The organism is Alcanivorax sp. (assembly GCF_014762765.1).
Classification (GTDB): domain Bacteria; phylum Pseudomonadota; class Gammaproteobacteria; order Pseudomonadales; family Alcanivoracaceae; genus Alcanivorax.
Window position 1 is genome coordinate 2729 of sequence record NZ_JABURH010000137.1, and the last position, 13844, is coordinate 16572.

General features: G+C 58.2%; 11 protein-coding genes. 6 read left to right on the plus strand and 5 right to left on the minus strand.

What is annotated here, in order from left to right:
• The 4 genes from HUJ17_RS09645 to HUJ17_RS09660 all read right to left on the minus strand — a co-directional run.
• The coding region (locus tag HUJ17_RS09645) for a peroxidase family protein (protein ID WP_290510495.1) at positions 1 to 635 on the minus strand (635 nt) is incomplete at its 3' end.
• Between the two features lie 412 nt (positions 636 to 1047).
• Positions 1048 to 3678 (minus strand): LuxR C-terminal-related transcriptional regulator, encoded by a 2631-nt coding sequence (locus HUJ17_RS09650; protein WP_290510496.1) that lies wholly within the window; start codon positions 3676 to 3678, stop codon positions 1048 to 1050.
• Between the two features lie 311 nt (positions 3679 to 3989).
• Positions 3990 to 4949, minus strand: a complete 960-nt coding sequence (folE2, locus tag HUJ17_RS09655) for a GTP cyclohydrolase FolE2 (protein WP_231866133.1) — start codon at positions 4947 to 4949, stop codon at positions 3990 to 3992.
• Between the two features lie 174 nt (positions 4950 to 5123).
• Positions 5124 to 6008, minus strand: coding sequence for a hypothetical protein (locus tag HUJ17_RS09660; RefSeq protein ID WP_290510497.1), 885 nt, complete (start codon positions 6006 to 6008; stop codon positions 5124 to 5126).
• A 237-nt stretch (positions 6009 to 6245) separates the two neighbouring features.
• On the opposite strand from HUJ17_RS09660, the gene HUJ17_RS09665 reads away from it, so the two are divergent.
• The 4 genes from HUJ17_RS09665 to HUJ17_RS09680 all read left to right on the plus strand — a co-directional run bounded on the left by HUJ17_RS09665 (position 6246) and on the right by HUJ17_RS09680 (position 9384).
• The gene (locus HUJ17_RS09665; RefSeq protein ID WP_366471176.1) at positions 6246 to 7016 is read left to right on the plus strand and encodes a MarR family transcriptional regulator; all 771 of its coding nucleotides are present in this window, start codon (positions 6246 to 6248) and stop codon (positions 7014 to 7016) included.
• Between the two features lie 4 nt (positions 7017 to 7020).
• Positions 7021 to 7563 (plus strand): diaminobutyrate acetyltransferase, encoded by a 543-nt coding sequence (gene ectA / locus HUJ17_RS09670; RefSeq protein WP_290510498.1) that lies wholly within the window; start codon positions 7021 to 7023, stop codon positions 7561 to 7563.
• A 52-nt stretch (positions 7564 to 7615) separates the two neighbouring features.
• Complete coding sequence (gene ectB / locus HUJ17_RS09675) at positions 7616 to 8920, plus strand: diaminobutyrate--2-oxoglutarate transaminase (protein ID WP_290510499.1); 1305 nt, start codon at positions 7616 to 7618, stop codon at positions 8918 to 8920.
• Positions 8921 to 8988: 68 nt separating this feature from the next.
• Positions 8989 to 9384: an ectoine synthase gene (locus tag HUJ17_RS09680; RefSeq protein ID WP_290510500.1), complete on the plus strand. Its 396-nt coding sequence runs from the start codon at positions 8989 to 8991 to the stop codon at positions 9382 to 9384.
• Between the two features lie 169 nt (positions 9385 to 9553).
• Here HUJ17_RS09680 and HUJ17_RS09685 read toward each other — a convergent pair whose 3' ends face one another.
• Positions 9554 to 10747: a DcaP family trimeric outer membrane transporter gene (locus HUJ17_RS09685; RefSeq protein ID WP_290510501.1), complete on the minus strand. Its 1194-nt coding sequence runs from the start codon at positions 10745 to 10747 to the stop codon at positions 9554 to 9556.
• Between the two features lie 198 nt (positions 10748 to 10945).
• Here HUJ17_RS09685 and acs point away from each other — a divergent pair, with 198 nt between their 5' ends.
• Both acs and HUJ17_RS09695 read left to right on the plus strand, forming a co-directional pair.
• Entirely contained in the window at positions 10946 to 12895 is a 1950-nt protein-coding gene (gene acs / locus HUJ17_RS09690; RefSeq protein WP_290510502.1) for an acetate--CoA ligase, read from the plus strand.
• 170 nt (positions 12896 to 13065) lie between these two features.
• Positions 13066 to 13722: a response regulator transcription factor gene (locus tag HUJ17_RS09695; RefSeq protein ID WP_290510503.1), complete on the plus strand. Its 657-nt coding sequence runs from the start codon at positions 13066 to 13068 to the stop codon at positions 13720 to 13722.
• The last annotated feature ends 122 nt before the right edge of the window (positions 13723 to 13844 follow it).

Here is a 13844-nt window from a genome sequence, read left to right on the forward strand (position 1 = left end):
ACTTCGTCGTTGGTGTCCTTGTCGCTACCGTAGAGCTGGGAGCCATCCCACCAGTGGGTGTTGATGTTCTCGTAGGTAACGATGGATTCATCGCCGCTGACGTCCGGGTCCGGGCGGGTACGCTGCACGGACATGGTGCCATCGCCCAGCACATCGCCAGGCGGCAACGGGAATTCGATCGGGTTGGCCTCGGTGCGGGGACCGTGGTCGAACCAGTCGTGCACCATGAACTGAATCCAGGAGGTGGCGATAAAGTTCAGGGTGGTAGCAGGCTTGAAATCACCGCCACGGGACATGATCAGGTTACTGACTTCCCGGGGGTTGGGGGTCAGCAGGTTGCCACTGGCGTTTTCCGCATACACCGATGCCGGGTCTACGTTGCGGCCGAAGTTGGCGTGGGCGGAGCCTTCCGCCGGATTGTCGAGAATATTACAGGTGCCGTCTTCGGTACGGGCGGTGAGACTGCGTTCGTCACAGACAATGCTGGCATTCTTTTCGTCCCAGCTTTCCATGTCGAACATGTTGTTTTCGAGCAGGTCTTCCCGCTGCCCGGCCAGTACCAGCAACGCACCCATAACGCCCAGGGTGCCGAATTTGGTGAGGGCCGGCCAGGTAACCCAGGGGGTCATAGCCATGATAAGCCTCCGTCTTGTTGTTCTCGGGGTATGTCGGATGACAACGCCCGGACTCTAGCAACGGGGCAACCCCCTCCACCCCCTCCTGCGGGAGGGGGTAAGCGGAAATCGCGAACCGGGTCATGGTTTGGGTGTGGGGGACAATCTGTTTTTTTCCACAGAGGTCACAGAGCGCACAGAGTTCAACCCGCGGACAGCTACGACCTCTATTAAGTACGGCGCTGGCGGCGCGATGTAGAAGGTTTCAAAAAGCAAAAACACCGCAGACAGGGCCTTTCGCTCCTCGCAACTCGCCAGCCCCTAAATCATGCCGCAAGCGACGCTCTACATGAAAACCGTAGCAGTCTGAAAGGGTTTTAACTCTGTGCGCTCTGTGACCTCTGTGGTGAAAACGATTTACCAACAAGAGCGGCTAACGCGATGCGGCGCGCAGGACGGCTTCGGTGCGGCTGGAGACACCGAGTTTGCTGTAGATGTTTTTCAGGTGCCACTTGGTGGTGGTGACGGAAGTGCCGGTCTTTTCGCTGATATGGGCATTGCTAAGGCCGCTCTGCAGCAGTTCGAAGATCTCCAGCTCTTTCGGCGTAAGCACCGATTCCGGGTCCACCGCCAGGGGATCGTTGACAGGCGCGGCATCGAACACAGAGGGGAACAGCTCGGTATAGAAATCCGGCAACATCAGGGCACCGCTTCCCCATAGCCTCTGCATCAGGCTGGCCAGCCCCGGCGCCTCGTCAAACACGGAGCGATTGATGTTGAGCAAACCGTAACGGGTCACCAGCTCATCTACCCGCTTGGCCTGCTCGCTGGCAGAGAGCCCCTTGCTGGTGATCACCAACAAGTTGGCCTCAATGATGGAGGCCCGAGTCATGATACCCGCCGCCTTCACCACCGCCAGCAGCCGTTGCAACACGGCTTCCGCCTCGGCAAGACGACCATTGGCGATCAGCCAGTAGGCCGCGGCCAGCCCTTTGCGCTCCCAGCTCTGGCTGTAGGTGGCCGGGGTGCGCGTGGCGTTGTCAGCCACCCAGCCGGCCAGGTCGAAGCGTTCCGCTACCGCGTCCAGTCGGGCCCAGTGGCCGGTCGTGAACGCCTGACGCATCATTTCCAGTACCGCCATGTTGACGAAGCGTTGGTAATTTCCCAGCTGCAAGATGCCGAGCAGTTTTTCCAGCATGCGCTCGCAGGGCTTTTGCTTGCCCTGCAAGTGCTGTAACCGTGACAGCGTCAGATAGACCGTGGAGATTACCTCCGTTGCCGAGGCAGACGACACCATGGGCAGCAGGTCTTCGCACAGTTGCTGGGCTTCTTCCAGACGGTTCTGGTCGTACAGCACTACCACCATGCCCGTTGCCCACAGTGACCAGGTCGGGCAATTCCGCGAGGTGCCGTGAAAGTGTTCGTTGATAAAGGCGACCGCTTCGCCGATGTGGCCAAGCTGGTGATTGGCCAGTGCCATGATCAGCCCAGCATAACCGGCGGTGAAATGATGCCCCAGCCGCAGCAGAACATCCCGCGCCTGACAGGAAAACGCCAGCGCGGATTCCAGCCGACCATGCTGTAAATGGTAGTAGGCCACCATGGCCAGGGAGAAGGCGCGGATATCCCGATGCCCGCTGCTTTCCATCAGTAGCGACAGATTGGCACCTTCCATGAAATCGGTATCGTGCTGGAACAGTTGCAGGTGCATTTCCAGAAAATCGATCACCCGGGCATGATTTCCCCAGGCCGCGTCACCACTACGTGGCGCCTCCTTCAAGGCATCCAGGTAATAGCGGGCACGAAAAAAACGGCGCGACAGGGTCAGGGTGCTGATCAGGGGGGCGGACAATTCGTCGCGACTGAGAATCACGCTATCGGGCAGGGTTTCCGCCCAGTCGAGAATGTGGGCGGTGTAGCCTTCGCGCAGCCAGTAGTCGAAGGCCTGCTCCAGGCAATGAATAAACAGCGTGTCGTCCCCGGCCCGTTTGGCATGCCATACCGCCTGGCGAAAATTCTGCTGACGCACGAAATAGCGGGTAGCCCGGCGATGAATCGGCGCGATGCAGTCGGGCATGTCGATGGCCACCCGGGCGCGCAGGAAATCCTTGAGCAGCGCATGGTAACGATACCAACCGGGCTTGCCGGGCACCGGGATCAGAAACAGCTCCCGGGAGGTCAGCTCCTCAATCAGGCGGGCGGCGCGATCGCTGTGCAGCACCTGGTCGCACAGCTCGGCATTGAAACTGTCCAGCAGCGAGCTCTGCATGAACAGGGTGCGGGCGGTATCGGGCAGGCCTTTCAAGACTGCATGGCCGAAGTACTCCATCAACTCTGGCTGGCTGGCATCAAAGTCCTGCAGAGTCTGCATCCCGGAACGCATGGCCGCCAGCAGGGCAATCTTGACCCCGGCCATCCAGCCTTCGGTGATGGTAAGCAGATGAGCCAGCTCGTCCTCGTCCAGGGCCGTGCCACCCAAGCCTTCATTGAGCGCGGTAACTTCCTCGCGACGTATCTTCAGGTCGGCGGCACCGATCTCCACCACAGCATCGTCCAGCCGCAGGCGACTGACATCAAAGGACGGCTGGGTACGACTGGCAATAATCAGATGGACGTCTGCCGGTGGCTGGTCCAGCAGGGTGCTGATGACGCTGAGGGTTTCCGGGCTGCGGATATGCTGGAAGTCATCAAAGACAATAAAGAGGGGCTCACTGACCTGCTCGAGGGCATCAAACAGGGCATCGGCAATGGACGATGGTGGCAACTCGGCCACATCGAAGGGCATGAACCAGGAGGTATCAAACGCCGGCACCACTGCCCGTGTCTGCTCGGCGAAACGGCGCAGAAAGCGCACCGGATCATCATCCACCGGACGCAGGTTCAGGGACACCACCGCACGGGGCTCGGCCCCGGTCTGCCACTGGCTGATCAAGGTGGATTTGCCCGCCCCGGCCGGAGCCAGCAACAGAGTCAGCGGAACCCGGGCGCAATGATCCAGCAATGCCACCAGTTCCTTCCGGTAGAACCGACCCGCAGCGGGCCGGGACGCATCAGTCGTACTCATTTCTGGTCTGCCTAGCGTGTTTTTATTGTTTTCGGCTGGCTGGGACGCCAGTGCCGATATGCAAACTAGCGGATATTGGCATGGCCGGCCCGGCATTTGATCACAACTTGAGCAACCAGGCAGCACCATGGCCGCAAATCACAAAGGGGCCGGACGCAACGGAAGGGACGGGGAAAAGTCGAAATGGTGGAGCCATTAATACAGCCCTTCGAGATGCGAGCATCGCTTCCCACAAGGACCTGAAGGGCCGGCAGCCACAAAAAAGCCCCCTTCCCGTTCAGGAAGAGGGCTTCTTGTGACGCGCCAACAGATCAGGGAATCGGCAGGTAGCCACCGTCCACTTCTTTGGTGACGATGGCCACCGCGTTGTGGGCATGCAGGCTTTCCAGGTGGTTCACACGCAGCCAGAAATCCTTGTAGCAGCCCTGCGGATTCAGGGCCTGCTTGAGACGGCGGGCCGCATCTTCGCAGAACATCAGGTTCTGGCCGTTGAGCAGGGCAAATTCCTGTTCGTCCACCCGCTTCACGGCGGTCTGCACCGGGGTTTTCAGGGCCCCTTCGATGGAATCAATCAGCGCCGTTATCGGGAAGGCATCGCCTTCGGTGTGGTCCAGCAACACTCGCACCTGGGCCACCGAACGCTGGCTGTGCGGGGTAGCCAGGATGCCCTCTTCCGTGCCCAGCCATTCGAAGACCGCATCCGCGTCCACTTTGCCCTCGGCAAAATCACGGCGGAATTGTTCCTGGATCAGCTGGCGGGACAGGGCCGCCGAGCAGGGACAGGTGGAGGAGTAAGGCACTTCCACGTACATCTCGATACGCATGCCTTCTTCACACAGGGTACCCTTGATGCTCACCGGGTAGCTCTTCCAGCCGGAATAGCTGCTCTTCAGGGCTGGGCGACGCATGGAGTATTCGAAGTCCAGCTGCACAAAGCCACGGGTGCTGAGACCTTCGTGAGTCTGCAGGAAATTACGCAGCAGCTGTTCAATGGATGCAGCACTGACCGAATGATCACCAAAGGTCTCTTCCAGCATCAGGAACAGCCGGGACATATGAATGCCTTTGGAATCCGGATTGGCCAGGTTCACATAGGCCTGAATGGACGTGCTCACCGGGCGCTCGCCGGCAAGGGTGTCACTGACCCGGGCAGGCAGGTGAATTTCGCTCATGCCGACCCAATCCAGGGTGCTATGGATGTGATCCACCATGGAATTGGACGCTACGTCCGGCATCTGTTTGGTGCCACCGGCACCAGTTTCACGTGTCATGGGATTCTCCATAGGGGCGCACGAGAGGCCATCTTATGGCCCGTCGGGTGAACAAAACGGTAACCCGACCGTCATCGCCCTGACTGACAAGGGGGGCAAGTCTAGCAGAAAGTATCCCGCAAATTGACCATTTGCGGGCGCGGCTTTGGCTATGGGATTGACAGAATGGCCCTATCAGATGGGCTCGTCTGCACTGCCGACCAGTTCCTGGAAGCGAGCCAGCTCATGCAGCGGCCGGAACATCTCTTCACTGCGGGCATGGCGACGCAGGGTTTCCGAGGTCTGGATGGCGGTATCCAGGTCGGCAAGCGCATTGTCGATCTCGCCCAGCCCGGCCCAGGCGCAGGCGCGCTGGTACAAGGCATGGGAGTTTTCCTCGTCCACTTCCAGCACCCGGTCACACAGGCTCAGGGCCCAGCGCTGCTCGCCCAGCTCCAGGGCCGCATCGGCCTTCCAGGCCAGGGCTTCCGGGTCATCCGGACGTAATTCGAGAATGCGGTCATACAGCTCGATCTTGGCCTGGGCGCTGGGCTCCTTGGTGGCCTTCAGCCACAGGCTGTGGATCTCGTTGGTGCGCTCGATCTCTTCCTGGTTTTCGGCAATGGTGAGGGATTTCTTACGTAGTTCACGCTCCAGGTCCGCCAGGCGAGCCTCATACTCACTGGTCAGGCGGGCCATTTCCTTTTCCGCGTAGACCCGCACGTTGTCCTTCAGGTCACGGATGGTGGACCAGCCCACCAGGGCCAGGATGGAGGCAGCGCCGGCAATCAGGTAGAAGAAATAGGTCACCGTATTGGTGGCGTAACCCATGGCCTTGTCCGCCACTTCCAGCTCCCGGTCGGTGACCAGCAGGTTCATCTGGTTACGGTATTCCATCATGTCCTGGCGCAGGTTACGCAGCTCGCCAAGGATCCAGTTTTCCCGAAACTGGGAAATGACCGGGCCCTTTTCAATTTCGCTTTCGGATTCCGGGCGAGGAGCCTCATCGGTTTCCGCCACCACCATGGGCGCCAGGCCCAGAAACAACACCCCCAGCAATGCCAGGCGCGCAAGTCGCATTGTCTGCAAGACTCTATCCTCAATCTGTCGACTTACGGTCAAAAAACCAGAATCTGAAAGCATCGCTTCAGATCGACGCTATGGTCGCATTAAGCCCCCGTATACGCCACCGCTGTAACCAGATTCACTGGCAGCAATGAGCGGTAGTGACTCAGTAGGAACCGCTGACCAGGGCAAGGCATCAGGCCTGATTGAATAGAGGATAAAGGGCACGCGACAAGGCAGCGGGCAAATCCCGTGCAGCTCAGAAAGGACGTGGATTCAGGCGATATGGCTGCCTGTTCACTGGTAGTTACTTTGACTTCTAAATGTTTTATCTCTAAAATAGCTTATCACTTTTCGCAAGGAATTACTTGGCGTTGCCCTGAATGGTGTGGGGTTGAATCCTTACATCTCAAAGGTGATTGCAGACATATTATGTCTAACAACGGTCACATTACTTTGTTATCAAGAGAACTGACGGCAATGGCCAGACACGAAGACGTGCTGATCGCATTAAGACAGATTATCCGCGCCACCGACCTTTACTCACGAAAATTGAGCAAGGTCTCCGGCCTGACTTCGCCGCAGTTGCTTATCATGCAGGCGATCTCTGCTCACGGTGAAATCACCATGGGCGACTTGGCCAATGAGGTCTCCCTCAGCCAGGCCACCATCACCACTATTCTGGATCGCCTGGAGAAGCGGGAACTGGTCGAACGCAAGCGCGGCGAGCAGGATAAGCGCCGGGTGTACGCCCACCTGACTCCAGCTGGCGATGACATTATCGACCAGGCCCCTACCCCGCTTCAGGACGAATTCATCGAGCGTTTTGACCGCCTCGAAGATTGGGAGCAATCTTTAATACTGAGCTCCCTGCAACGGGTGGCCGCCATGATGAATGCCGGCGATATCGATGCATCTCCGGTACTGGATCTGGGCGCTATTGACCGCGCTCAACCAGCGGTGGACATGAGCAGCCGCCGCGAACGCGAAACAAACTCTTTCTCTAAAACGGACCAAAAGTGAAATCATGGTTGCAGACAGTGCAAAGAAAACGGATTCATCCACCGACAATCAGGATGACATTACTTTCCGCAAACCGGAAAGCCAGGACGGCAGCCGGGTGCACAAGCTGATCAGTGAGTGCAAGCCGCTGGACGAGAACTCCGTCTATTGCAACTTGCTGCAGTGCACGCACTTTGCTGACACCTCCGTCGCCGCAGAAATGGATGGCGACCTGGTAGGCTTCATTTCCGGCTACATCCCGCCCAAGCAGCAGAACACCCTGTTTGTCTGGCAGGTAGCCGTGCATGAGAAAGCCCGCGGCAAGGGTCTGGCCAAGCGCATGCTGGCCGAGCTGATAGAGCGCGAAGAAAGCGCCGACGTTCAGTTTATCGAGACCACCATTACCCCGGACAATGAAGCGTCCTGGGGAATGTTCCGCAGCTTCGCCTACCAGCGCAGCATGCCCACGGAAGAATTTATTCTGTTCGATTCGCGCATTCATTTTGCCGGCGAACACAATGACGAATACCTGCTGCGTATCGGGCCATTCAATCGAGACGAAGCCTGAACGACCTGATCAGAACGAAACAAGCACCGAATTCAAGCGAGGAACAGGAATCATGGATACCGACATTTTTGACAGTCACGAATCGGAAGTAATGAGCTATGCCCGCAGCTTCCCGGTAGTGTTTGACCAGGCCAAGGGCAGCTACCTGTACGACGAGAACGGCAAGGAATATATCGACTTCCTGGCCGGTGCAGGCACCCTGAACTACGGTCATAACAACCCGGTACTGAAAGAGAAGTTGCTTGAGTACATTCAGCGCGACGGCATCGTTCACGGCCTGGACATGCACACAACCGCCAAGCGTGAATTCATGGATGCTTTCTATGAAGTGATCCTGAAGCCCCGCGATATGGACTACATCATGCAGTTCACCGGCCCCACCGGCACCAATGCGGTGGAAGCGGCGCTGAAGGTTGCCCGTAACATCAAGGGTCGCGAGAACATCATCAGTTTCACCAACGGTTTCCATGGCGTGAGCCTGGGCGCCCTGGCCACCACCGGTAACAGCCACCACCGTGGCGTTGCAGGTGTCACCATGGGCGGTGTAACACCGATGCCGTACGACGGTTACCTGGGCGATGCCTTCGACACCACCGAGTACCTGGACAAGGTGCTGGGCGACTCCTCCAGCGGCGTGGACCACCCGGCGGCAGTGATTGTGGAAACTGTACAGGGCGAGGGCGGCATCAATGCAGCCAGCTTCGACTGGCTCCGCAACCTGGAAAAAGTGTGCCGCAAACACGACATGCTGCTGATTCTGGATGACATCCAGGCGGGCTGTGGCCGTACCGGCACTTTCTTCAGCTTCGATGATATCGGTATCACTCCAGACATCATCACCCTGTCCAAGTCTCTGAGTGGTTACGGCCTGCCGTTTGCCATGGTGCTGCTGAAGCCGGAACTGGACCAGTGGAAGCCCGGTGAGCACAACGGTACCTTCCGTGGCCACAACCTGGCCTTCGTCACCGCCGCTGCAGCGCTGAACCACTACTGGCGCGACGACAAGTTCGCCAAGGAAGTGCAACGCAAGGCGGACATCATCACCGACCGTTTCCGTGAGATCGCCAACACCTATGACGATCACTGGTTCTACCTGAACGGTCGCGGCATGATGCAGGGCCTGGTGGCCCGCGATGGCGAACTGGCTGGTGAAATCACCAAGGCCTGCTTCAAGCGCCAACTGGTGATCGAGACCTCCGGTGCCGATGACCAGGTGATCAAGACCCTGTGTCCTCTGACCATTGATGAAGAAGACCTGACCCGCGCGCTGGACATCATCAAGGAAAGCGTTGCCGAAGTCATGACTGACCGCATCAAGCGCGGTGAAGCGCATTCTGTTGCTAGCATTTCTGCCTAACAGGCTGCCCGCTCCCCCCTCCCCGGGGGAGCCTTCCTCTCCTCCCTTTTTTCTCAGGAGTCATATCCATGATCGTTCGTACTCTGGCTGAAGCCGAGAAATCAGACCGTTGTGTCAAAGCCGAAAACGGTAACTGGCAGTCTGTGCGCCTGTCTCTAAAAGATGACAAGATGGGGCATTCCTTCAACATCACCACCATCTTCAAGGGCACCAAGACCCACATCCATTACAAGAACCACTGGGAATCCGTGTATGTGATTTCCGGCAACGGCAAGATCGAAACCATTGCCGACGGCAAGGTCTACGACCTGCTGCCAGGCACCATCTACCTGCTCGACGAGCACGACGAGCACTGGCTCTACGGTGGTGACGAAGACATGGTGGTGGCCTGCGCCTTCACCCCGCCCCTGAGCGGCAAGGAAGTACATGACGAGCACGGCGTGTACCCGGCGGATCTGGATTAAAAACCTGATCACACGCAGGCAACAAAAAACGGGGCGCTCAAAGCGCCCCGTTTTTTGTTTACCCTTAGGCTTTAGCGTTGAAGCCTTGTTCACAAGGCGCACTTTCCATTTCCAAAGGAAGCTTCGCCATGCCAGCCTGGCTCCAAGGACTCAACCTGGAGAGCCGTTTTCAAAATGCGTACTTTGCAGTGAGCTGTACACGCTTCAGATCGCCATTATCACCGGCTTCGGTTTCCCGTTCGCCATAGATCAACTCGCCCCCCAGCGACAGCGGCTTGGCCACCTGCCAGATCAGGTTGGCGTGGGCGCTTTGCACGGTTTCATTGGTGGTGCCTGCCACAGTATCCGGGTTGTCCGCCTCGCTCATGGACACCGCGAAGTTGGAGCGCCAGGTATCATTCCAGTGGTGACGCAGGGCCAGTACCGCACTCCATTGATCGATCAGCTCGATATCCCCATCCGCCTCAATCTGTCCGGAGCGGAACGCATTGAGAGTGTGATAACGGCCGATCGCATTACCGTAATTTAGCTGGAAGCGCACATCATTCATTTCACCCAGCATCATCTTCCCCGCCAGGGCCAAACCGTAACCGTATTCGCTTTCATCCCGGTCCTGGCCACCGATGTTGTCCTGATAGGCCAACTCCCGGCCCATACCGGACAGGCTCACGTTGCCCCAGTCGCCGGTCAGGTTGTAGCGCAACACCACGTCGGGCACACCGTTATCGTCATAGGGATTTTCCGTGCCGCCGTAGAGGGTAGTGGACGGGTTTTCCAGGGCCAGCATGATCGGGCCGCTGGTGTAACGAATTTGCGGCTGGCGCTCGAACACGGTGCCGGCCGCACCAACAAAATCCAGGGTTTCGGGCAGTGCGCTCACGTTAAAGAAGGTGGACCAGGTCTGCCCGAATAACCACTTGTCCCAGCTCAGATAGGCATGTCGAATTCGCACTGCATAACTGTTACTGATGCGCTCATCCCCAAGGCCTGTAGTCTGGGAGTCGATTTCGATATGCCCTTTCACATCGCCCACGGGTGTATGGGTTACGCTTTTCAACCACAAACGGCTCTGTTTGGCGTGCATGTGCAGTTTGCCGGAACCCTCTTCCCCCGCTACAGGAATGGTAGAAGGCACCATAAAATCTTCACCTATTGGTGCTGTCGCTTCTTCGCCATCGCTGTACTTGCTGTAGATAGTATCGGCTTTGATAAAACCACCGAAGGTGATCTGACTGTTACCGCCGCTGTGTTCCAGCTTGTTTTCCAGATCGGCCACCCGCTCTTCCAGGGTAGCGGCACCCGCCATACCCGCATGGGCGAATAGAACGGCGGCACACAGGTACTTGGGTTTTATTGCTGTCATGGCCCTGTCCTCTTGTTTTCATCAACACGTAAGTGACTCCACGAACAGCTTGCGCGGCCAATATTCGGCGAACTATTAGCCATAGGTCGAAACAGGCCTGCCCTTTCGTAAGACCAAGGTCTAATTCAGCGCACCGCCCTGCTTTCGCACACTGGCAACACTCCTATAACAACTGCATCACTTCAGTGAGGAAATCCCATGGAAACGGGTGTACGTGTGCCGGTGAAAGAGGCGCTGAAATCCCATTGCTGGATCGACGCCAACGACTACCAGTCTCTCTACCAGCAGAGTCTGCAGGACAGCGTCGGCTTCTGGCGCAGCCAGGCCCAGCGGATCGACTGGTTGCGAGAGCCGCTGCAGATTCGCGACACCAGCTTCCATCAGGATGACGTACATATCCGCTGGTTCCATGACGGAGAACTCAACGCCAGCAGCAACTGCATCGACCGCCACCTGGCAGGCAATGGTGATGCCGTCGCCCTGTACTGGGAAGCGGACGCACTCGGTGAAGCGAGCCGGGAAATCTCTTACCAGGCCCTGCATCTACATGTCTGTCAGCTTGCCAATACCCTCAAACGACACGGGATCAGCAAAGGCGACCGGGTGATGATCTACATGCCGATGATCCCGGAAGCGGTTTTCGCAATGCTCGCCTGTGCGCGCATCGGCGCCATTCATTCCGTGGTGTTTGCCGGCTTTTCCCCGGATGCCCTGGCCGGTCGTATTGCCGACTGTGGCGCGAAGATGGTGATCACCGCCGATGCCGGACGGCGCGGAGGCAAACCCGTCCCACTGAAGGACAATGTGGATGAGGCTCTGCGCCAGGATGGGACCGGTGACGTAGAAAAAGTGCTGGTGGTTCGCCATGTAGGTAATGAAATTCACTGGCAGCCTGGGCGCGATCTGGACTACGCAGAGGAACAGGCACAAAGCGACAGCCACTGCCCGGTGGAGTCCATGAACGCGGAAGACCCGCTATTCATTCTTTATACCTCCGGCTCCACCGGCAAACCCAAGGGCGTGCTGCATACCACCGGCGGCTACCTGGTCTATGCCTCACTGACCCACCAGCTGGCCTTCGATTACCAGCCCGGCCAGGTGTACTGGTGCACCGCCGATGTGGGCTGGATCACCGGGCATACCTATCTGGTCTATGGCCCGCTGGCCAACGGCGCCACCTGCGTCATGTTTGAAGGGGTACCGAACTATCCCAACGACCAGCGGGTGGGCGACATCATCGACCGTTACGAGGTGGAAATTCTCTACACCGCCCCGACCGCCATCCGTGCCCTGATGGCCGGTGGCGATCACTGCTGCCAAAGCAGCCGCCGTGACAAGCTACGGGTACTGGCCACCGCCGGTGAACCGATCAACCCGGCGGCCTGGCAGTGGTTCCATGATGTGGTCGGCAATGGCCAGGCGGCGGTGGTGGATACTTGGTGGCAGACCGAAACCGGCGGCATCATGATCTGCCCGTTACCGGCGGCCACGGAAGCCAAGCCCGGCGCCGCCACCCTACCCTTCTTTGGCATTCAGCCTGCGCTGGTGGACAACGACGGCAACCTGCTGGACGGCCCCGCCGAAGGCAACCTGGTCATTACCGACAGCTGGCCCGGGCAGGCCCGCACCCTGTGGGGTGATCACGAACGGTTTGTGCAGACCTACTTCAGCAGCTTCCCCGGCTACTACACCACTGGCGACGGAGCTCGCCGGGACGAAGACGGCTATTACTGGATTATTGGTCGAGTGGACGATGTGTTGAATGTGTCCGGCCACCGAATGGGGACTGCGGAAGTGGAAAGCGCCCTGGTGGCCCACCCACGGGTGTGCGAAGCGGCGGTAGTGGGTTACCCCCACGACATCAAGGGCCAGGGTATCTATGTCTATGTGACGTTGAATGACGGTGAAACCGCCAGCGAGGAACTGCTACAGGAGTTGCGCCAGTGGGTACGCCGGGAAATCGGCCCCATCGCCACCCCGGATCTGATCCACTTTACCGCCGGGCTGCCGAAAACCCGTTCCGGAAAAATCATGCGGCGCATCCTGAGAAAGGTGGCGGCCAACGAGCATGACAGCCTGGGGGATATTTCCACACTGGCAGATCCGGCGGTAGTGGCCAGCCTGGTGGAGACCCGGGTGAATCGGTGATTGCTGCCCTCGCCGGGAGCAAAGCGTTTTGGGGGTTGCCCGAAACACCGGCATCACGAGAATTTACGCTGAAGGGAGTCTGTTGTTTTATTGTTTTTCCCTACTACCCGCTGCCCTTTGGGTCTCCCAAAGGGCAGCATCTTTTTTTTGTTCATGCTTAAATCAGGGCCATGACAACAATACTGATAGCTGATGACCATCCCCTTTTCCGCGCTGCCCTGAAACAGGCGGTGGAGGCCAGCTTTGCTGATGCCACCATTCACGAAGCGGACTCCCTGGCCACCCTGGAAACCTTGGGCCAGCAGGCCATTCCCTTTGATGTGATTCTGCTCGATTTGCACATGCCGGGCACCCATGGTTTTTCCGGACTGGTCTATCTTCGCGAACAGTATCGCAAGGTGCCACTGGTGGTAATTTCCGCCACCGAGAGTGTCGACGTGATTCAGCGTGCCATTCATTTTGGCGCCGACGGCTTTATCCCCAAGTCGGCCTCCATCGACACCATGACCGACGCCATGCGCAAGATCATGAAGGGCGAGCGCTGGCTACCCGAACACGCCCGTCGAGCCATGCCACCCACCCTGCCCGACCACTCTGCCATGAGCGAACGCATCGCCAGCCTCACCCCGCAGCAGTTCCGGGTAATGGGAATGTTGATGGAAGGCATGCAGAATAAGGTAATCGCCTACGAACTGGATGTGTCGGAAGCCACCATCAAGGCCCACATGACCGCTATCTTCCGCAAACTGGGCGTCCGCAACCGCACCCAGGCGGTGCTGGCGCTGAAGGATCTCGCGATTGAGCCGCAGGGAGTGGAAAACAATTGATAATTGAGAATGGATAGTTGATAACGTCGCGAACCAGCGTGTTGCCATTGAAACGTAAGAAGCCGCGTCCATAGCTTGGGCGCGGCTTCTTACGTTTCAATGCAAACCGAGAGTTTCCCGCG